18 protein-coding genes and 2 pseudogenes are annotated in these 19,977 nt (G+C 72.3%); 9 read left to right on the top strand and 11 right to left on the bottom strand.

What is annotated here, in order from left to right:
- Positions 1 to 149: 149 nt before the first annotated feature.
- Positions 150 to 881 carry a class I SAM-dependent methyltransferase gene (locus ACTMSW_RS22470; protein WP_441182649.1) on the top strand — a complete coding sequence of 244 codons (732 nt, stop codon included), beginning with the start codon at positions 150 to 152 and terminating at the stop codon, positions 879 to 881.
- Between the two features lie 28 nt (positions 882 to 909).
- Here ACTMSW_RS22470 and ACTMSW_RS22465 read toward each other — a convergent pair whose 3' ends face one another.
- Both ACTMSW_RS22465 and ACTMSW_RS22460 read right to left on the bottom strand, forming a co-directional pair.
- Entirely contained in the window at positions 910 to 2,163 is a 1,254-nt protein-coding gene (locus tag ACTMSW_RS22465) for an RNA polymerase sigma factor (RefSeq protein WP_441182648.1), read from the bottom strand.
- The gene (locus ACTMSW_RS22460) at positions 2,156 to 2,491 is read right to left on the bottom strand and encodes a YciI family protein (RefSeq protein WP_441182647.1); all 336 of its coding nucleotides are present in this window, start codon (positions 2,489 to 2,491) and stop codon (positions 2,156 to 2,158) included. The genes ACTMSW_RS22465 and ACTMSW_RS22460 overlap by 8 nt, the downstream gene beginning before the upstream one ends.
- Positions 2,492 to 2,602: 111 nt before the next feature.
- Between ACTMSW_RS22460 and ACTMSW_RS22455 the strand changes: the two genes are divergently transcribed.
- A complete protein-coding gene (locus ACTMSW_RS22455; protein WP_441182646.1) occupies positions 2,603 to 3,316 on the top strand; it encodes a SanA/YdcF family protein in 714 nt (237 codons plus the stop codon).
- Between the two features lie 18 nt (positions 3,317 to 3,334).
- Here ACTMSW_RS22455 and ACTMSW_RS22450 read toward each other — a convergent pair whose 3' ends face one another.
- Positions 3,335 to 4,210 (bottom strand): SDR family oxidoreductase, encoded by an 876-nt coding sequence (locus ACTMSW_RS22450; RefSeq protein WP_441182645.1) that lies wholly within the window; start codon positions 4,208 to 4,210, stop codon positions 3,335 to 3,337.
- A gap of 56 nt (positions 4,211 to 4,266) precedes the next feature.
- Positions 4,267 to 4,794: an NUDIX domain-containing protein gene (locus tag ACTMSW_RS22445; protein WP_441182644.1), complete on the bottom strand. Its 528-nt coding sequence runs from the start codon at positions 4,792 to 4,794 to the stop codon at positions 4,267 to 4,269.
- Here ACTMSW_RS22445 and ACTMSW_RS22440 point away from each other — a divergent pair.
- Positions 4,751 to 5,155, top strand: a pseudogene (locus ACTMSW_RS22440) (class I SAM-dependent methyltransferase); the annotation flags it as partial. The gene ACTMSW_RS22445 and the pseudogene ACTMSW_RS22440 sit on opposite strands and share 44 nt — an antisense overlap.
- 419 nt (positions 5,156 to 5,574) lie before the next feature.
- On the opposite strand, the gene ACTMSW_RS22435 reads toward ACTMSW_RS22440, so the two are convergent.
- The 4 genes from ACTMSW_RS22435 to ychF form a co-directional block, all read right to left on the bottom strand.
- Positions 5,575 to 6,258, bottom strand: coding sequence for a hypothetical protein (locus ACTMSW_RS22435; RefSeq protein WP_441182783.1), 684 nt, complete (start codon positions 6,256 to 6,258; stop codon positions 5,575 to 5,577).
- Positions 6,255 to 6,851, bottom strand: coding sequence for an RNA polymerase sigma factor (locus ACTMSW_RS22430; RefSeq protein ID WP_441182643.1), 597 nt, complete (start codon positions 6,849 to 6,851; stop codon positions 6,255 to 6,257). Before ACTMSW_RS22430 ends, ACTMSW_RS22435 begins: the two co-directional genes overlap by 4 nt.
- Positions 6,852 to 7,616: 765 nt before the next feature.
- Complete coding sequence (locus ACTMSW_RS22425) at positions 7,617 to 8,228, bottom strand: hypothetical protein (RefSeq protein WP_441182642.1); 612 nt, start codon at positions 8,226 to 8,228, stop codon at positions 7,617 to 7,619.
- A gap of 1,304 nt (positions 8,229 to 9,532) precedes the next feature.
- Positions 9,533 to 10,618, bottom strand: coding sequence for a redox-regulated ATPase YchF (gene ychF, locus ACTMSW_RS22420; protein ID WP_441182641.1), 1,086 nt, complete (start codon positions 10,616 to 10,618; stop codon positions 9,533 to 9,535).
- An 82-nt stretch (positions 10,619 to 10,700) separates the two neighbouring features.
- On the opposite strand from ychF, the gene ACTMSW_RS22415 reads away from it, so the two are divergent.
- Complete coding sequence (locus tag ACTMSW_RS22415; RefSeq protein ID WP_441182640.1) at positions 10,701 to 11,273, top strand: exonuclease; 573 nt, start codon at positions 10,701 to 10,703, stop codon at positions 11,271 to 11,273.
- Here ACTMSW_RS22415 and ACTMSW_RS22410 read toward each other — a convergent pair.
- Together ACTMSW_RS22410 and ACTMSW_RS22405 are read right to left on the bottom strand one after the other, a co-directional pair.
- Positions 11,251 to 12,015, bottom strand: coding sequence for a Type 1 glutamine amidotransferase-like domain-containing protein (locus ACTMSW_RS22410; protein ID WP_441182639.1), 765 nt, complete (start codon positions 12,013 to 12,015; stop codon positions 11,251 to 11,253). The genes ACTMSW_RS22415 and ACTMSW_RS22410 overlap by 23 nt on opposite strands.
- Positions 12,016 to 12,061: 46 nt before the next feature.
- Positions 12,062 to 12,583: a MarR family winged helix-turn-helix transcriptional regulator gene (locus ACTMSW_RS22405; RefSeq protein ID WP_441182638.1), complete on the bottom strand. Its 522-nt coding sequence runs from the start codon at positions 12,581 to 12,583 to the stop codon at positions 12,062 to 12,064.
- 77 nt (positions 12,584 to 12,660) lie between these two features.
- Here ACTMSW_RS22405 and ACTMSW_RS22400 point away from each other — a divergent pair.
- A pseudogene (locus ACTMSW_RS22400) lies at positions 12,661 to 13,428 on the top strand (EamA family transporter); the annotation flags it as partial.
- 92 nt (positions 13,429 to 13,520) lie between these two features.
- Here ACTMSW_RS22400 and ACTMSW_RS22395 read toward each other — a convergent pair.
- A complete protein-coding gene (locus ACTMSW_RS22395; protein WP_441182637.1) occupies positions 13,521 to 14,003 on the bottom strand; it encodes a hypothetical protein in 483 nt (160 codons plus the stop codon).
- 208 nt (positions 14,004 to 14,211) lie between these two features.
- Between ACTMSW_RS22395 and ACTMSW_RS22390 the strand changes: the two genes are divergently transcribed.
- Genes ACTMSW_RS22390 through ACTMSW_RS22375 form a run of 4 tightly spaced genes read left to right on the top strand, consistent with a single transcriptional unit; the run spans position 14,212 to position 19,976 of the window.
- Positions 14,212 to 15,753: a DNA-3-methyladenine glycosylase 2 family protein gene (locus tag ACTMSW_RS22390; protein WP_441182636.1), complete on the top strand. Its 1,542-nt coding sequence runs from the start codon at positions 14,212 to 14,214 to the stop codon at positions 15,751 to 15,753.
- The gene (locus ACTMSW_RS22385; protein WP_441182635.1) at positions 15,750 to 16,262 is read left to right on the top strand and encodes a methylated-DNA--[protein]-cysteine S-methyltransferase; all 513 of its coding nucleotides are present in this window, start codon (positions 15,750 to 15,752) and stop codon (positions 16,260 to 16,262) included. The genes ACTMSW_RS22390 and ACTMSW_RS22385 overlap by 4 nt, the downstream gene beginning before the upstream one ends.
- A gap of 37 nt (positions 16,263 to 16,299) precedes the next feature.
- On the top strand, positions 16,300 to 18,126 hold the full coding sequence (locus ACTMSW_RS22380; RefSeq protein ID WP_441182634.1) for an ABC transporter ATP-binding protein: 1,827 nt from the start codon (positions 16,300 to 16,302) through the stop codon (positions 18,124 to 18,126).
- A complete protein-coding gene (locus tag ACTMSW_RS22375; protein ID WP_441182633.1) occupies positions 18,123 to 19,976 on the top strand; it encodes an ABC transporter ATP-binding protein in 1,854 nt (617 codons plus the stop codon). Before ACTMSW_RS22380 ends, ACTMSW_RS22375 begins: the two co-directional genes overlap by 4 nt.
- Position 19,977: the final 1 nt, after the last annotated feature.

The following is a 19,977-nucleotide window of genomic DNA, read 5'->3' as shown; positions in this document are numbered from 1 at the left end:
GAGCGAAGGGAGACGACGATGCCGAACGCGTCGAGATCCGTCCAGGTAGGAATCCTCCAGCCAACGGAATCGAGGCACCGTGTCCGACCGTACTCCCGCAAACCCGGCGCCGGCAGGCGCCACTGATCGCACCACCGGGGAGGTCGACGATGTCGATCTTCGATGACCCCGGGCTCTTCGGCCGGCTGTACGCCGAGACCTACGACAACGTCGACAATCCGGACCCGTCCTCGGCGGTCGACTTCCTCGCCGATCTGGCCGACGGCGGGCCCGTCCTGGAGCTGGCGATCGGCACCGGCCGCGTCGCGCTGCCCCTCGCCGCCCGGGGTCTCGACGTGGAAGGCGTCGAGGCGTCACCGGAGATGGTGGCGAAGATGCGCGCCAAGCCCGGTGGCGACCGGATCACGGTCGCCATCGGTGACATGGCGGACGTGCCGGTGACCGGCCCGTACCGGCTCGCGTACCTGGTGTTCAACACGCTGTTCAACGTGGTCGACGCCGAGCGGCAGGCGGCCTGCTTCCGCAACGTCGCGCGGGTGCTCGCGCCCGGCGGTGCGTTCGTCATCGAGACGTTCGTGCCGGACCTGGCCGACTTCGACCGGGACGAGCAGGTCCAGATGCGGTCGGTGACCGAGGACTCGGCCACCATCCGGCTGCACCGGTACGACCGGGCGGCGCAGACGTTCGTCCGGCAGACCATCCGGTTCGACCGCGAGGGCGTCCACCTGCATCCCTTCGCGATGCGCTACCTGTGGCCCGACCAGATCGACGAGATGGCGGAGCGGGCCGGTCTACGGCTCGCCGAGCGGTACGCCGACTGGCACCGAGCGCCCTTCGGGGCGAACAGCACCACACACGTCTCCGTCTACCGAAAGCCCTGACTGGGCAGCAGTTCCCGGGAAAGAGTGGCTATTCCTGCTTGGATTGCCACTCTTTCTCTGTTTCTGCTCGGGCGAGCAACGCGCGGCGCTCGGCGCCGGAGTGGGCCTTGGCGGCCTGGCGGAACAGGCCGGCGGCCCGGTGGTGGTCGCCTTGCCGGGCCAGCAGATCGGCCTCGACGGCGATCACCAGCGGGTACGCGTCCAGCCTTCCGCCGGCCCGCGCCGCCGAGAGCAGGGCCAGCCCCTCCGCCGGCCCGTACGCGTAGCCGTGCGCGACCGCCCGGTTCAGCTCGATGACCGGTGTGGGCTGCGACCGGGCCAACCGGTCGTACACCTCGGCGATCGCGACCCAGTCGGTGGCGGCGGCGGACGCGGCGGTGGCGTGGTACGCGACGATCCGGGCCTGGAGGGCGTACGGGCCGTCCCCGGTCGCCCGGGACAGGGCGGCCAGACCCTCGGCGATCGACGTCCGGTCCCAGCGGGCGCGGTCCTGCCGGTCGAGGGTGAGAAGGTTGCCCTCCGCGTCGCGCCGGGCGTCCCGTCGCGAGTGCTGGAGGAGGAACAGAGCCAGCAGCCCGGCGACCTCGGACCGCCCCGGCAACAGCCGGTCGAGCAGCCGGGCCAGCCGGATCGCCTCGGCGGCGAACGCCGGCTCGCCGTCCGCGTCGTAACCCCGGGTGTAGAGCAGGTACAGCACGGCGAGCACCCCGGGAAGCCGCTCGGCGAGCATCGGCCCGCTCGGCACCCGGTAGGGGATGCCGGCGGTCGCGATCCGCGTCTTCGCCCGGGTGAGTCGCCGGGTCATCGTCGACTCCGTGACGAGGAAGGCCCGCGCGATGTCCGCCGTGGCGACCCCGCACACCGTACGCAGGGTCAGCGCGACCCGCGCCTCCAGCGCGAGGGCCGGGTGGCAGCAGGTGAAGACGAGCCGCAGCCGGTCGTCCACGAATTCCCCCTCCCCCGGCGGCGGTGCGTCGTCGTCCGGGCCGGTCAGCGCGAGCACCGCCAGCTCACGCAGCTTGCGCCGCTCCACCGTGGCCCGACGCAGCACGTCGAGCGCCCGGTTGCGGGCCACCGTCATCAGCCAACCGCCCGGGTTGGCGGGCACGCCCTCCACCGGCCACCGCTGCCACGCGAGCGTCAACGCCTCCTGGGCGCAGTCCTCGGCCAGGGTCCAGTCACCGGTGACCCGGATGAGTGCGGCGACGATCCGGGCGTACGACCCGGTGGCGGCGGTGGCGACGGCCTCCGCGGCCGTCGCCACCGCGCCCTCGTCAGACATCCAGGTCCGCGAAGGGCCGCAGCTCGATTCGCCCCTGCCGGGCCATCGGGTGGGTACGCGCGACCTCGATCGCCTCGTCCAGGTCCGCGCACTCCAGCAGGTCGAACCCCACGATCACCTCCTTGGTCTCGGTGAAGGGACCGTCGGAGACCAACAGCTCACCGTTGCGGACGCGGACGGTGGTGGCGGCGGACGTCTCGGCCAGCGCGTCGCCCGTCAGACGCCGGCCACGGGCGTCGTTCTCGGCCACCCACGCGTCGATGTCGGGCCAGTCGGACCGGTCGGTGTCCGGCTCGGTGTCGCTGCAGACGAACATCATGTACTTCATCGTGTGCTCCTCTCGGGCCTGTTCACCACCATGACGAACGGCGGGGGGCGTTCCGGACAGTCCGGTGTGATCGAGAATCGGGGCCTCGACGTGCGCGGCATACTTGATCACATGCCGAAACGACTGTCCATCCCGGCCGTAGCCCGTACCGTGGCCGGTCCTCGGGGGCGGCGATGGCGTCGCGTACTGCTGGCCGCCGTGCTCGGCGTGGCGATCCTGACCGGCGCCACCGTGGCGAGCGCAGCGTGGGTCCGCGACGGCGCCGAGGGGCACATCTTCACCGAGGCGGCCGTGCCGGAGGCGCCGGTCGCCCTCGTGCTGGGTACCCGGGTGTACCCGGATGGGACCCCGTCGCCGTTCCTCGTGGGCCGGCTGGAGGTCGCGTACCGGCTGTTCACCGCCGGCAAGGTGCGCGCCATCCTGGTGTCCGGCGACAACATGGAGGCGGACTACGACGAGCCGGGCGCGATGCGTCGCTGGCTGGTCGACCGGGGCGTGCCCGCCGACAAGGTGGTGCGGGACCACGCCGGCTTCGACACGTACGACTCGTGCGCCCGGGCCAAGCGGATCTTCGGCGTGGACCGGGCGACGGTGGTGACGCAGACGTTCCACCTGCCGCGCGCCGTCACCGTCTGCCGGCAGCTCGGCGTGGACGTCAACGGGGTCGGCGACGACACGGCCCGGCGGTACGAGCGGACGTGGCGGATCAGCTCCAGCCGGGAGTACGGCGCCAGCGTCAAGGCCGCGTGGGACGTGCTGTGGGGCCGCGACCCCGTCCACCTGGGCCGCCGCGAGACGGGCATCGAGGACGCCCTGCGCCGATGAACACCCGCCCGCGGCCCACTATCCGGTGACGCGCGGCGATCCGACGGGGGCCCGCCCGCCGAAGTCCGCCGCGTGGTCGCGGGCCCACTGCGCGAAGGTACGGGCGGGCCGCCCGGTCACCTCGACCACCGTGGTCGTCACCGGCTCCGGCTCGGTGACCAGGCCACGCCAGTAGGCGAGCGACGCGTCCACCAGGGCCGGGTCGCCGAAGACGGCACGCAGTTCCTCGCGCGCCTCGGCCTCGGACTGCTCCTCGAAGCGGACCGGTGACCCGATCGCCTCCCCGATGAGGTGCGCCTGCTCGGCCTGGGTGACGGCCTCCGGCCCGGTCAGCGCGTACGCCCGGCCGCCGTGCCCCGCGCCGGTCAGCGCCCGCACCGCCACTTCGGCGATGTCCGCCTCGTGGATGAGCGAGCGTGCGGCCTTGCCGTACGGTGCCCGCACCACCCCCTCGGCGCGGACCCGGTCGGCCCAGAGGAGCGTGTTCGTGGCGAACCCACCGCACCGCAGGAACGTCCAGTCCACACCCGACGCCGTCACGAGCCGCTCCACCGTGCCCCACCCGCTGTCCGGCTGGTCCTCCGCCTGCAACGCGGAGAGGTAGACGACCCGTCGGGCGTGCCGGGTCAGCGTCTCGACCGCAGCCGCCGCGCCGTCGACCGAGTACGACGGCCAGAGCAGGAACACCGCCTCCACGTCGGCCACCGCAGCGGCAAGGGACTCCGGCGCGCCGAGGTCCCCCCGTGTGACCTCGACGTCGCCGGGCAGGTCGGCGGCGGGCGGGTCACGGGTGAGGGCACGTACCGGCGTGCCGGCCTGCCGGAGCAGGGACACCACGTGGCGGCCGACGTTTCCCGTCGCCCCGGTGACCAGGATCGTGTCTCGTCGCGTCATGGACACGATCCTGGTAGCTGAAGTGCACTTGAGGTCAAGCACCGGTCTCCGCGTCGTCACTCCGTCGCACGCCGGGCCCGGAGCCGGCGGTACGCCTCCACGCCGTCCGGCACCCAGGCCCAGTCGGTGAGTCGCCGTTCCAGCTCGTCCTCGGTCAGGAAGGCGTGCCAGGCGACCTCTTCGGCCTGGGGATCCACCGTCGACGGGGACCGCACCTCGTACACCGCCGACCACCAGGTGTGCTCCGGTGTCTCGTAGAGGAACCGGAACAGGGGCACCGGTGTCGGCAGCCCGGACACCCCCAGCTCCTCCTCGGCTTCGCGCAGCGCGGCCTCGTCGTACGTTTCGCCCGCACCGACCACGCCACCGACGAACATGTCGTACAGCGACGGGAAGACGAGCTTGCCAGCCGTCCGGCGGTGCACGAAGACACGTCCGGCGGCGTCGCGCGCCAGCACGAACACACAGCGGTGCCGCAGCCTCCGCCCGTACACCTCACCGCGCCGCGCCTGCCCCACCACGCGGTCCTGCTCGTCCACGATGTCCAGCAGCTCGTCCGCGGAGCGCGGCGAATGGTCGTCCATGCGGAGATCCAACCAGTCGTCGGCCACGCCCCACCAGCCGCGCGCCGCCAGACCGTCCGCTCGGCCGGTCCCGACGTGCGTCTCCCTGACCCAGGTCGGCGTGATTGCGGGGCACCAGGTCACCGGAGTTGACATCAGCGACGTGCAGATCGAGCGAACCCGCCGCCTGGTGCCGACCGGCACTTTCCTTCGCGCTGACGCCACTCGGCTCGAGCTGCCACCGAATTCGTTCGACGCCGTGGTGTGCCTCTACGCGCTCATCCACATCCCGTTAGCCGACCAGCCCCGTCTCATCGATCAAGTCGCCACCTGGCTACGCCCTGGAGGCTGGCTGCTTGCTACCACCCGCCACAACGACTGGACCGCACCGAGGACAACTGGCTCGACGGGGCTTCGTCCCGGAGGGCGTCAGCGGACACGCCCTCTTGTGAGCGCAGCGACCACGCATCTAGACCACCCGTCATGCATGTGGTGGTACCAGACATGCCGGTCGGTTCTCCTGATGCAGGGCGAGTCGGTGGTCGTGGTCGCCGAACGGCTGGGGCGGGAGAACCGTCGACCTGCGGAGACGGGCCGGTTTCAGACGTTGAAGCGGAACGTGGAGCCGCTGTCCCGCTACCAGCTACGACGCCGTTCGACACCTGCTCACACGCGCAGCTGGCCATCTCAACCCTCCCTCTTGCGCGGCAGAGCTAGCCGTAGGGCCTCGGCCATCGGTTGCCTCCGGTTACCGGGAGGCGGGCGCGTCCGTCGCTTATTGGGGTCGAGCAGGTGTGGGGATTATCGGCCTGGGGCGGGCGTTATCCCGGCGCCCGGATCACGAGCGTCCCTCGACACGATATCGCAGCGTTCTTCGTCGAGTGGGATAACGGCGGCGCTGAACGCCCTTATCTCCGTGGCGACGCTGTTGTCGGGCCGGCCGCTCGGCCCCTTCACAACTGGTCGCAGCATTCCCTTCAGCGCCAATCGCTCGTCGGGGGCCAGACGGTCGCGATGGATACGGATCACGAACTCGCGCGTTGATGCCGCCGGGTCCGTGTCCACAATCGCCCTTTTGTCCACAGCGAGGTGGTCAGCATTGCGGTAGCCACAGAATTTCCCTGGGGGCACGAAGGTGACATATGCGCGGACCCCCGCTTTCGCCAGCCGCCGTTCCAGCCCCTCGGGATCCTTGAGCTCCCGCAGCTTCACCTCCACTGAACCGTCGGCGCGGGTTGCGACCGCCCAAGCAGCGTTCTTCGTCGCGGGCAACCTGCTCCCGGCGGAGCCCCCCTGATCTTCGAAGAAGGCCGGTGCGGCAACGGCCCCGGCCACGGCGAGGGCTCCAACGCCCGCGAGCGCGCCGATCCGCACCGACCGGCTTCGGTGGCGCCGCCGGTCACCGGGCGACTTCGCCGCGGCCTCGGCGACCTCAGCCTCGAGTACGGCCAACAGCCGGTCCTCGAATGTCGTCGGCTGATTCACTGCAATACCTCCAGGACGGTGGGGTGAATGACCATTTCGGTGGAGTCGCCGCTGATTCGACTCAGACGTCGGCGTGCGCGGTGTAGTCGTACCCGCACTGCCACGGTGGAGACGCCCAGCGCTGTCGCCGCCTCCCGAATAGTCAGTCCCTCAATGGCGACGAACTCCAGGACGGCCCGTTCACCCTCGGTCAGCTCATCGATCGCGGGCACTAGCTGCCGCACGGCGGCCTGAGCATCGATCCGGTCCTCCAGACGGGCGATGTCGTCGTCGGCGAGCAGCCTGCGGCCCGCGATTCGGGTGACCGCCCGCCGCTCGCGTTCAACACGCCGCAGGTCGGCGCTGAGTACGTTCCGGGCGACCCCGTAGGTCCACCCCAATGGGCTTCCCTTCGCCGCACGGTAACGAGGAGCCGCAGTTATGACGGCGAGGAACACATCGGCAGTCAGATCGGCCACCCGTTCGGGGTCGCGAACCCTCCGCGCCAGATAGTTCTGCACGGCCTCGACATGCGCCCGGTAGTAGGCCCGGAAAGCAACGGGATCAGTGGCGATCCGGCTTAGGTCTCCGCTGAACTCGTCGGCGTCACCCACCCGTTACCCCTCTCTTGTTGGCAGTCATACCCAGTACTTAGCCCGAGCCAGCCGAGACGTTACGCCCGCCTCGAAGGAGGCAGGCCACGCCGACGGAGCCCATCCCGTTCGCGGTCGACCCGCCCTGCTGGGGAGCGGGCTACCGCCCGGCCCGCCACGTCAAGCGGACCTTGACGGCTGGTTCGGACGCTGGCGGGTTGGGCGGTGGCCCGCTCGGCTTGCCCCTGGTCGATGGCGGGCGGGATGGTCTACCTCAACGCTCACGGACCGTGACCCGCTGACGGAGTTCCGGCCATCCTGGAGCCGGAGCGCCCCCGCCAAAGGCGCAGTAACCGCAACCCCGCCACCCGCCCGGCAGCCGCCGACGCGGCCGGCGTGCCCTCTCCTACGCCGCGCGGGCTCGTGGCCGCGCGGCCCCGCCGGCTGCCGGCCCACCACATCAGATGAACGGTCTGTCGTTCTGCGGCGGCCCTCCGGGCTTCCCCGCTCTCCGCGCCAGCCGCCGGGCGTCAGGCGTGACGGCCGCAGAGCGACAGCGGCAGCGGCCGGCGCGCACCCAGGCGGCGGCGCGTGCGGTCCGATGCGGGCCGCCTTGAAGACGTACAGAAATGAACCACTTCGCCGGCGGCCAGCTGTCCTACTCCGGTTGACGCGTTACATCGTGGTTCCGATTGATGGGTGACACGGGCCTGACATCGTCACTCAGGGAATGTTGGTGTCAACCGCTCAGGCTTCACCGTCCCCGGGGCGACAGTCTTGGCCACGTCACGTAGCACGGCACAGGTCCCCCAGGCTCGCCGTATAGCCACCATCCGCCTCATGAATCACCGACGCCGTCGCCCACGCTCTGCCGCCTCGCTCCATCACGTAGGTCTGCCTTGTTTCGGCAACGTAGCCGTCCTGTACTGCGAGCCAGGTCGTAGGTTCGTCCATCTGGGCCACCAACGCCGCCAAGGCATCGTTGGCGGTCCGCCCTCTGCCTGGCCCGATCTGCCAGTCGATCAAAGTGCGCTCCGGCGGCAAGCAGCCGAACCCCGCCAAGGCTCCGGCCCGCCACGCCCTCGCGGGATCCTGCACCTCGATCTGGATCGCAGGGTCCTCGTTCCTGCCTTCGAAAGAGGAACAGTTCAGTCGTACTGGCACCGGCGGCAGGCTGAGCACTCGGACGGATGCGTCGTCGTCGACGGGATCACCGCCGCCGTAGCGCCACTTGTCGCCGTAGCGGTAATGGAGGTAGACGCCGGAGGCCCCGGACGTGTTGCGGACACGCAGGTGTACGCCATCCGTCTCTGCTTCGACACGGACAGCGGAGGCGCTGGTGCCGGCCGCTGAGCAGACCACGTCAACCACGTCGGGAGCGGCACTTTCGTCATTCACCGGGTTGAGTGGACTTACCGTTGCCGCCGGTGCTCCGGATGGCGCAGGTGAAGCCCCGCATCCGACCGTTGACGTCAACATGACCAATACCACCGCCGTCGCCGGGAGATGCCGTCTCATGTTGCTCCCCTTGATCGCTACGCCACCGCGACTCGGTGCCGGCGCCGACGCCCATCCGACGCATGGCAGCCATTCCTGGTTCCGCCACACGACTCCCTCAGCAGTCGGAGGGCGAGCGGTGGTCGCCTAGCCGGACCTGTCACGCATCATCTGCCCCTGATCCGTAGCGCACCAAGTGGAGCTGAACATCGCCGACGGCCGGCCGGCCAGTTCTTATCGCCTGGCTGACGCGGGACAGCGCGGCAGCGGCTCTCTCCGCACCCTGGGCGGCATGGCTGCCCTTGTCGATGCCGCTCGGGATGGTGCGCGACACCTGCTACAGAAGCCGCTGCCGCGCCGCTGGAGTCTCGTCCAGGCCGACGCTGACCGGTTCCTCGCCCAGGTCGAGGCGACATCCTGCGGTGCCAGTACGTCGACCCGTCCGACAAGACGACCGTCGTCGCGTACGCCCGACGCTGGGCCGCCGGCCGGGCGCACCCGTCCCACGACCGCCCGACGGGTGTCCGGCTCGATCGAGACGCACATCGCCGGTACCCCTATCGGCTCTCGACGCCTGGCGGGTGTCGTGCCGTCTGACCCTGCGCAACCTCGTCGGGCTGCTGCGGTCGGTCTACGCGGCTGCGGTGCTGGATCGGCACGTCGGTCGCTCTCCGGTGGTGCGGGTCAGCCTGCCGTCAGCCGACCGGGAACGCATCGTGCCGCTGACCGTCGACCAGGTGCGCGCCCTGGCCGCCGCGATGCCCACCCGCAATCGCGCCGTGGTGATCGTGCAAGCCGGCCTCGGGCTACGCCTGGGCGAGTTGCTCGCGCTACGCGTCCAGGACGTCGACCAGGACGCTCGGACGGTGCGGATCGAAGGCAGTTTGCGCCACAATCCAACCGCACTGAGCCGAAGATCCGCCGGTCCCGCCGAACGGTTCCGTTGCCCCAGGTGGTGGCGACTGCCATCCGTGAGCACTTGGAACAGTTCCCGCCGGCTGCTGACGGCACCATCTTTACCACCCGCTTGGCCGGCCCCGAACGGCTGGGGCACGAGAACCCGACCCTGGTCCTGTCGATCTACGGGCACCTCATGCCGGACTCGGAGGAACGCACCCGCCGCGCGGTGATGACGCACGGGGCTGTGCCCCTGGGGTGCCCCAGAGCGACAATCCAGCCGTCTGACCTGCGATAACAGGCCGGTTTCAGACGTTGAAGCGGAACTCCACCACGTCGCCGTCCTGCATCACGTACTCCTTGCCCTCGATGCGGACCTTGCCCGCCGCCTTCGCCGCGGCCATCGAACCGGCCGCGACCAGGTCGTCGTAGGAGACGACCTCGGCCTTGATGAAGCCGCGCTGGAAGTCGGAGTGGATCACGCCCGCGGCCTCCGGCGCGGTCGCGCCCACCGGGACGGTCCAGGCCCGCGCTTCCTTGGGGCCAGCGGTGAGGTACGTCTGGAGCCCGAGTGTCCGGAAGCCCACCCGGACCAGCTGGTTGAGGCCCGGCTCGTTCTGGCCGATCGACTCCAGCAGCTCGCGGGCCTCCTCCTCGGGCAGGTCCACCAGCTCCGACTCGATCTTGGCGTCCATGAAGACGGCCTCGGCGGGGGCGACCAGGGCGCGCAGCTCGTCGAGGAACGCGGCGTTGCCCAGCTCCGCCTCGTCGACGTTGAAGACGTACAGGAACGGCTTGGTGGTGAGCAGGTGCAGCTCGCGCAGGTGCTCCAGCTCGATGCCGGCCCCGGCGGCGCCCGAGTACAGCGTCACGCCGGTGTCGAGCAGGTCGACCGCCTTCTTGGCGGCGGTCACCGCGGCAGCCCGGTCCTTGCGGAGCTTGGCCTCCTTCTCCAGCCGCGGGATCGCCTTCTCCAGCGTTTGGAGGTCGGCGAGGATCAGCTCGGTGTTGATCGTCTCGATGTCGTCGGCCGGGGAGACCTTGCCGTCGACGTGCACCACGTTGGGGTCGGAGAAGGCACGGACCACCTGGCAGATCGCCGAGGCGTCGCGGATGTTCGCCAGGAAGGCGTTGCCCCGACCCTGCCCCTTGGAGGCGCCGCGCACCAGGCCGGCGATGTCGACGAACGACACCGGCGCGGGCAGCACCTTCTGGGAGCTGAAGATCTCGGCGAGCTTGCCCAGCCGCTCGTCCGGCAGCCCGACCACGCCGACGTTGGGCTCGATGGTGGCGAACGGGTAGTTCGCCGCGAGCACGTCGTTCTTGGTCAGCGCGTTGAACAGGGTGCTCTTGCCGACGTTGGGCAGGCCGACGATGCCGATGGTGAGACTCACGACGAGCCAGCTTACGCGGTTGGTCCCGGCCGCCGGGCACGCAGCCCCACGAAAGGCGGTGACCGTTGCTAGCGTGCGCGGGGTGACGGAGAAACTGCCCGAGCTGTACGTGGCCGTGGACGTGGAGGCGGACGGGCCGATCCCCGGGCCGTACAGCATGCTCTCGCTCGGCATGGCGGTGGCTGGCCGGCCGGAGTTGACCTTCTACACCGAGCTGAGGCCGATCTCCGACGAGTTCGTGCCGGCGGCGCTCGCCGTCTCCGGTCTGGACCGGGACCGGCTGCTGCGCGAGGCGCCCACCGCCGAGGAGGCGATGACCGCCGCGAAGCGCTGGGTCGACGGGCTGCGGAGCGTCGGCCGGCCGGTGTTCCTCGCCGCCCCGGCCGTGTGGGACGGGATGTTCGTGCACTGGTACTTCACCCGGTTCGTCGGGCACAGCCCCTTCGGCGCCACCGGTTCCGGCATCGACCTGCGCAGCTACTGGATGGGACGTACCGGCGGCGAATGGTCGACCAGCCACCAGAGCACAATCAAGCGTGAGCTGGGCCTGACCGACCTGCCGCACACCCATCACGCCGGCGAGGACGCCGCCGAGCTGGCCCAGGTCTTCGACGCCGTACGCGGGGGGCGGGTCAGCTCAGCAGGCGGGGCGTGATCGGCGTCTCCGTCACGCCGCCGTCCGTGCCGCGGCTGACCTCGTACGCCGAGACACCCGGACGGTCCGCGACCGCCTCGACCAGCCGCTGCCCCCGGTAGAGCAGGCCGGTGCCGTCGTCGGTGCAGTGCGCGGTCGGGAGCGTGCCGTCGCCGACGAGCCGGTGCATCAGCGGCCGGCGTTGCTCCTCGCTGTCGTAGTGCACCCCGTTGCCGTACGGCAGCCAGCCCAGGCCGTCGGTGAATCCGCGCAGCGTCGTGCCGAAGCTGTCGGTGGCCCCGCCGGTGTGCCAGCAGATCGAGCCGGCGGACACCCCGCCCAGCACCACACCGGTCTCCCAGCACTCCCGCAGGATCTCGCCGAGGCCGTGCACCCGCCACACCGCGCAGAGGTTCGCCACGCTGCCGCCACCCACCCAGACGACGTCCTGGGCCAGCAGGTGGGCACGCACGTCGTCGACGTTCGGCATCGGGAAGAGCGCCAGGTGCGTCATCCGGAAGCGGCTGCCGGCGAACGCCTCGTACACGCGGGCCAGGGTCGTGGGCTGGTCCCCCTCGGCCTGGTTGAGGAAGCAGATGCGCGGTTGCTCGCCGGCGTGCGCCAACTCCGCGGCGAGGTCGAAGACCGGGTTGATCCGCCGAGGTTCGCCGTCGCGGCGCGGGGCGTAGATGCCCATGCTGGTGGCGATGATGGTCGGATCGCTTGCGGGCACGGTCGTCCTTCCGTCGGTGGCGCCGCCCATCCTGCCGCAGTCACGGCCAGCGGATCCGGTCGGGCCGTGGACCCGGTCACCCTTCCTGGGCGGTGACGGTGCCGAGGAGGGTACGCAGCAGCTCCGCGAGACGTTCCTGGTCCTCGGGAGACAGGGCGTCGAGCAGGGTGCGCTGCACCGCCAAGCCCGCCTCCGCCGCCTCCTCGACCAGCTCCCGGCCGACGTCGGTGAGGGTGACCTGCAGGCCCCGCCGATCCGCCGGGTCGGGTGACCGACGGATCAGTCCGGACCGCTCCAGCCGGTCCAACCGGCCGGTCATGCCGCCGGAGGTGAGCATCAGCGACGCGGTGAGCGCCTTCGGTGGAAGGGTGTAGGGAGCACCCGCACGGCGCAGCGCGGCGAGCACGTCGAACTCGCCACGGCTGATGGACCAGCGGGCGTACGTCCGCTCCTGGGCATCGCCGACCAGCCGGGCCAGCCGGTAGATCCGCCCGAACACCGCCATCGGCTCCGGCCGCATCGACGGCCGTTCCCGCCGCCACTGGTCGACGATCTCGTCGACGTCGTCCCGCTCCATCACATCGGGATTGTGCCGCACGTCCCACTCCCCGTTTTACTCGCCTCCAAGTAGCTTAGTTCTAAGATACTTTGCGTCGAGACATTTGAGGAGAAGCGATGACGCTCCGTCCCGCCGACGTCCTGCTCACCGCCGCGGCACCGACCGCCTGGGGCACGACGTACGTGGTGACCAGCCAGCTGCTGCCACCCGACCGACCCCTGTGGTCCGGCGCGATCCGGGCCCTGCCGGCCGGCCTGCTGCTGCTCGCACTGACCCGCCGCCGTCCGCACGGCTCCTGGTGGTGGCGCTCGGCGGTGCTCGGCGCACTGAACATCGGCGCGTTCTTCCCCCTGCTGTTCCACGCCGCGTACCGCCTTCCGGGAGGGACCGCCGCCGTCCTCGGCGCGGTCCAGCCACTGGTCGTCGCCGGACTGACCGCCCTGGTACTCGCCGAACGCCCGCGACGTCGCGCGCTGCTCGCCGCCGTCGCCGCCCCGGTCGGCGTGGGTCTGGTCGTGCTCCGTCCGGAGGCGGCGCTCGACCCGACCGGCGTCGCCGCCGGGCTCACCGCCACCGCCGCCATGGGGACCGGCCTGGTGCTGACCCGCCGCTGGGGACGCCCACCGGACGTCGGCACGCTCACCACGACCGGCTGGCAGCTCACCGCCGGGGGGCTGATGATCCTGCCCCTCGCCCTGACCGCCGAAGGATCACCACCGGCCCCGGACACCCCGGCCCTGCTCGGGTACGCGTGGCTGGCGCTCGCCGGCACCGCCCTGGCGTACGCGCTCTGGTTCCGGGGTGCGGCGCGACTGCCGGTCACCGAGGTGTCGCTGCTGGGCGCCCTCAGTCCGCTGACGGCCGCCGCACTCGGGTGGGCGGTCCTCGGCCAGGCCATGGACGGCTGGCAGGTGACCGGCTTCGCGCTGGCCGTCACGGCGACCGTCGCCGGCCAACTGCCCGGCCGTCGGGCGGGTCAGTCTCGCGGCCCCGCCTGGCGCGGGACGACCGGCTCGACGCGCAGGGCGCCGGGGGCCAGCTCGCCCGCGGCGGCCAGCGGCAGGGTGAAGCGCCCGTCGGCGGCCGGGCCGGCCGCGTGTGACTCGCGCAGCATCCAGCGCACCTCGTCGGCCGTCCAGCCCAGGTCGGACCGGCCGGCGATCTCGCGGACCAGTCGCAGCGCGACCCGGGTGTCGTCGTCGTAGAAGCGCATGCACCAGTGGTGCACCCACATGCCGAGCGCGCGCAGCCCGTCGGGGGCCAGCGAGCGGACCAGCCGGCCGCAGGCGGTGTCGCCGAACGCCCGCCCGGGGTCGCCGGCCCGGTCCCGCTCCAGCGCGCCCACGGCGGCCGGGGCGACCGCCCGCATCCGCTCGTAGAAGCCCCGCACCACGGCGGGATCCAGCGGGGGCAGCTCGTCCCGTGTCGACGCCGCTCCCCGACCCGCAACGCTCGCCATCGCCGCACCCCTTCTTGAGTTGGTGGCCGGACGGTACCGGCCACAACCGACACTTTCCGCGCCGGCATCGGTCGGCTCGGAGGGGTGGGCGTTAAGCGGGGGCCCTTCCTCTACCGCAGGCGTTAAGAAGGTGCCCTTCCTTGCACCGGCACGGCCGTGTCTGATTCCCGCGAGCCAGGCGGCTGAGCTGCGGGGCATCATCGGTGTCGTGGAGTTGGACTTCGAGCGGTGCTACCGGGCCGTCGACAGCCGTGACCAGCGGTTCGACGGGTGGTTCTACACGGGCGTGACGTCGACCGGGATCTACTGCCGGCCGTCCTGTCCGGCGATGACGCCGAAACGCCAGAACGTCCGGTTCTTCCCCTCGGCCGCCGCCGCGCAGGGCGCCGGGCTGCGCGCCTGCCGCCGCTGCCGGCCGGACGCCGCGCCGGGGTCGCCGCAGTGGGACGTCCGGGGCGACGTGGTCGGCCGGGCCATGCGGCTGATCGCCGACGGCGTGGTCGACCGGGACGGCGTACCGGGACTGGCGGCCCGACTCGGCTACACCGAGCGGCACCTGCACCGGATGCTCCGCGCCGAACTCGGCGCCGGCCCCCTCGCGCTCGCCCGGGCCCAACGCGCCCAGGCGGCCCGCACCCTGGTCGAGACCACCGGACTGGGCATGGCGGAGATCGCCTTCGCGGCCGGCTTCGGCAGCGTCCGGCAGTTCAACGAGACCGTCCGCGAGGTGTACGGGGTGGCGCCGTCCGAGTTGCGTACCGCTCGGGGAACCCGACCGGCCCCGGCGGGCGCGGGCACGATCACGCTGCGGCTCGCGTACCGGCCGCCGTTGCACGCGGCGGCGTTGCTGGACTTCCTCGCCCTCCGCGCGCTGCCCGGCGTCGAGGAGGTACGCGACGGCGCGTACCGCCGGGGGTTGCGGCTGCCGCACGGCACCGGCGAGGCGACCCTGACCCCGGCGGACGGGTACGTGGCCGCGACCCTGCGGCTGACCGACATGCGCGACCTGTCCCCGGCGGTGGCCCGCTGCCGGCGCCTGTTCGACCTGGACGCCGACCCCGCCGCGGTCGACGACACGCTCGCCGCCGACCCCGCGCTGGCGGGGGCGGTCACCGCCGAGCCCGGCGTCCGCGTGCCGCGCGCGGTGGACGGCTGGGAGATGGCCGTCCGCGCGATCATCGGCCAGCAGGTCTCGGTGACGAGCGCCCGAACCACCCTGACCCGCCTCCTCACCCACCTCCCCCCTCCCCCTCCCACCCCCACCGCCGGCCCAGTTGATCATGAAGTTGTCGCCTCCGCCGCCGGCGTGTCGCGACAACAACTTCATGATCGACGGGATGAGGCGGGCGGGCGTGGGGGGCCTGCCGGCGGGTTGTGGGCGTTTCCTTCCGCCGCCGAGGTGCTCGGGGTTCCGGATGCGGGGTTCGGGATGCCGGGCGGACGGCGGGAGACCATCCGGGCGCTCGCGCGTGCGGTCGTCGACGGGACTCTGGACCTGGAGCCGGGCGGGGACCGGGAGGAGACCCGGCGCCGGCTCACCGAACTGCCCGGGATCGGGGCGTGGACCGCCGGCTACGTCGCGATGCGCGCGCTCGGCGACCCGGACGTCCTGCTCGCCACCGACCTGGCCGTACGGCGCGGCGCCGCCGCCCTCGGCCTGCCCGACGACCCGAAGACCCTCGACACGTACGCCGACCGCTGGCGCCCCTGGCGCTCGTACGCGGTCGTCCGACTCTGGAGAGCAGCATGAGCATGAACGACAGCACCGTCCTCGCCACGCCCGCCGGTCCGCTGAGCATCGTCGCCGGACCGGACGGGGCGGTACGGGCCGCCGGCTTCACGACCGACCCCGAGACCCTGCTCCCCCTGGTGCACCCGCGGCTGCGGGCGCCCCTGCGACAGCGCGCCGACCTCGGGCCGGTCACCGCCGCCGTGCTGTCCTACCTGGACGGGGACCTCACCGCGATCGACGAGGTGCCGGTGGAGCAGCACACGTCCGGCGCGTTCATGACGCACGCGTGGACGGTGCTGCGGGACGTGAAGGCAGGTGAGCCGGTGACGTACACCGGGTTCGCCGGGCTGGCCGGCCGGCCCGCCGCCGTACGCGCCGCCGCGGCGGCCTGCGCCCGCAACGCCGCCGCCCTCTTCGTCCCCTGCCACCGCGTACTGCGCACGGACGGGACGCTCGGCGGCTATCGCTGGGGGCTGGACGTGAAGAAGTGGCTTCTCGGGCATGAACGTCGACTGACGGAAAACTGACACCGGCAACGCTCCCACTTGTCGCTACCGTCGGGTAGTGCCTGCGGCGAGCGACGGCAACCCGGCCCCCACGGCCGGCCGGCATCCGCTGCACAACCTCTGGCAGCTGCGCCACTACCTGCGCCCGCACGCGGCCGAGTTCGGCTGGCTGATGCTCGCCGGGCTCGCCGCGACCGGTGCGGGCCTCTCCGTACCGCTGGTGGCGCAGCGGGTGGTGGACGGCCCGGTGGCCCGGCAGGAGCCCGCCGGCCTGGTACGGCTGGCCGGTCTCGCGCTGCTGCTCGGTCTCGCCGAGGCCCTGCTGATCTTCATCCGGCGGTGGGTGCAGTCGTCGTCCTCGATGGCGATCGAGGCGGCCATCCGCGAGGACGTGTACGCCCACCTGCAACGCCTGCCGGCCAGCTTCCACGACCGGTGGCAGTCCGGTCAGCTGCTCTCCCGCATCACCAGCGACCTGTCGGTGATCCGCCGCTTCCTCTCCTTCGGCCTCTTCTTCCTGGTGCTCAACCTGGTCACCTACGTGGCCGTGGTGGTGCTGCTGATCCGGCTGCACACCGCCCTGGGCCTGCTGGTGGCCGCCAGCGCGATGCCGCTGTTCCTGATCACGAGGCGGTTCGCGCGGGCGTACCACACCGCCTCCCGCCGGATGCAGGACCAGCAGGGCGACGTCGCCACCCTGGTCGAGGAGACCGCGCAGGGCCTGCGCACCATGAAGGCGTACGGGCGGGGACCCGAACTGGTCACCCGGTTCGCCGGCAGCGCCCGGACGCTGCACGACACCGGCGTCGGCAAGGGCCGGCTGCTGGCCCGTACGTCCGCCCTGCTGGACCTGGTGCCGAACCTGACGCTGGGCGTGGTGCTGGTGACCGGCGCGGCGGCCGCCGCGCGGGGCGTGCTGACCATCGGCGAGCTGGTGGCCTTCGTCAGCCTCCAGTTGATGCTGACCTGGCCGGTGCAGGGGCTGGGCTGGATCATCGCGAACGGGCAGGAGGCCGCCACCGCCGCCGACCGGGTACGGGAGGTCCTGGCCACGCCACCGGCCATCGTGGACGCGCCGCACGCGCTCACCCCGGCGCCCGCCGAGGTGACCGGCCGGCTGCGGTTCGAGGCCGTCTCGTTCCGCTACCCGGGCACGGCCGCGCCCGTCCTGCACGGGATCGACCTGACCGTCGAGCCGGGCGAGACGCTGGCCCTGGTCGGCGCCACCGGCTGCGGCAAGAGCACGCTGCTCTCCCTGGTGCCGCGACTGCACGACGTGAGCGCCGGCCGGATCACGCTGGACGGGCACGACCTGCGGGACCTGCGGCTGGCCGCGCTGCGCCGGCTGGTCGGGGTCGCGTTCGAGGAGCCGACGCTGTTCTCCATGTCGGTGTGGGAGAACCTCACCCTGGGCCGCCCGGACGCCGCCGAGGAGGAGGTCCGGGCGGCGCTCGCGCTGGCGCAGGCCGACTTCGCGTACGAGCTGCCGTGGGGGCTGGCCACCCGGGTGGGCGAGCAGGGGTTGTCGCTCTCCGGTGGGCAGCGGCAGCGGCTCGCGCTGGCCCGGGCGGTGCTCGGCCGGCCCGCCCTGCTCGTCCTGGACGACCCCCTGTCCGCGCTGGACGTGCACACCGAGGCCCTGGTCGAGGCCGCCCTGAAGCGGGTGCTGGGGAACACCACCGCACTGCTGGTCGTGCACCGGCCCTCCACGATCGCCCTCGCCGACCGGGTGGCGCTGCTGGAGAACGGGCGGATCACGGCGGTCGGCACGCACTCCGAACTGCTGGCCGCCGTGCCCGCGTACCGCGCGGTGCTCTCCGCCGCACCGACCACCGATCCGGCCGCCGATCCCGCGCCCGGCGGGCGGGGCCTGGTGCGCTCGTGACGGCGGCCGGGAACGACGTCACCCGGTGGCGTGGCGTCGCGGTCGACCCCGACGCCGACCGCAGCCGCGCCGAGGACACCGACCCGGAGGCGGTGGCCCGGCTCCGCGCCCGGAGCCGGGTGCTGCTGCGGGACCTGCTGCGCCCGCACCGGCGCCGGCTCGCCGTCGCCGTCGGGCTGCTGCTCAGCCAGAACGCGGCCGCGATGGCCGGGCCGTACCTGGTGATGCTGGGCATCGACCGGGCCATCGGCCCGCTGCGGGCCGGCGACAACGGTCCGCTGGCGGCGATCGCCGCCGCGTTCGTGGCGGCCTCCGCCGTCGAGTACGCGGCCCGCCGCGGCTTCCTCACGCTCTCCGCGCGGATCGGCCAGGCCGTCCTGCTCGACCTCCGCGAGCGGGTGTACGCGCAGTTCCTGCGCCTGCCGGTGGCCTTCCACGAGCGGTACACCTCGGGCCGGATGGTGTCCCGGCTGACCAGCGACCTGGACACGATCGGCGAGCTGGTCGGGGGCGGTCTGGACAGCCTGGTGCTGGCCGCGCTGTCGGTGCTGTCGGTGGCCGGCATCCTGCTCTGGCTCGACCTGCCGCTGGCCGCGGTGACCCTGCTGGCCTTCCCGTTCCTGTTCCTGCTCTCCCGCTGGTTCGCCCGCGCCTCCGCCGCCGCCTACCGGCGTACCCGGGAGACGGTCGCGCTGGTCATCGTCCACTTCGTCGAGTCGATGCGCGGCATCCGGGCGGTGCAGGCGTTCCGCCGGGAGCCGCGCAACCAGCGGATCTTCGCTGCCGTCAGCGACGACTACCGTCGGGCCAGCCTGCGCGCGTTCCGGCTGATCGCGACGTACTCGCCGGGCATCAAGGTGATCGGCAACGTGACCGTGGCGGCCGTGCTCTGCTACGGCGGCTGGCGGGTGCTGCGCGGGGCGACCGAGCTGGGGGTGCTCGCCGCGTTCCTGCTCTACCTGCGGCGGTTCTTCGAGCCGATGCAGGACCTCAGCCAGTTCTACAACTCGTTGCAGTCGGCGACGGCGGCGCTGGAGAAGCTCGCCGGGGTACTGGACGAGCGGCCCTCCGTACCCGAACCCGCCCGGCCCGTGCCGCTGCCCGCGAACCCCCACCCGGGGGCGGTGGCCTTCCGGTCGGTCACCTTCGGCTACCGCGCCGACGCACCCATCCTCACCGACCTTGACCTCGTCGTCCCGGCCGGGCAGACGGTCGCGCTGATCGGGCCGACCGGGGCCGGCAAGTCCACCGTCGCCAAGCTGCTCGCGCGGTTTCACGACCCGGTCGCCGGAACCGTCACCCTGGACGGGGTCGACCTGCGGGACCTGGCCGACGCCGACCTGCGCCGGGCGGTCGTGCTGGTCACCCAGGAGACCCACCTCTTCGGCGGTACGGTCGCGGAGAACATCCGCTTCGGCCGGCCCGGCGCCGACGACGCCGCCGTGGAGGCCGCCGCACGTGCGATCGGCGCGCACGACTTCATCGCCGCGCTCCCCGACGGGTACGCGACCCAGGTGCACCGTCGGGGCGGCCGGCTCTCCGCCGGACAACGGCAACTGGTCGCGTTCGCGCGGGCGTTCCTCGCCGACCCGGCGGTGCTGATCCTCGACGAGGCGACGTCGTCGCTGGACGTGCCCACCGAGCGGACCGTGCAGCGCGCGCTCGGCACCATCCTGGCCGACCGGACCGCCCTGGTCATCGCGCACCGCCTGTCCACCGTGGAGACCGCCGACCGGGTACTGGTGCTCGACGCCGGCCGGGTCGTCGAGGACGGCCCACCGGACCGGCTCGCCGAGGCGGGCGGCCGGTACGCCGCTCTGCACCGCCAGTGGCGCGACTCCCTCGTGTAGG

Origin of the sequence: Micromonospora sp. BQ11, from assembly GCF_052068135.1 — a bacterium.
GTDB lineage: Bacteria > Actinomycetota > Actinomycetes > Mycobacteriales > Micromonosporaceae > Micromonospora.
The sequence above is the reverse complement of the archived record's forward strand: the minus strand, read 5'-3'. Positions and strand labels throughout refer to the sequence as shown.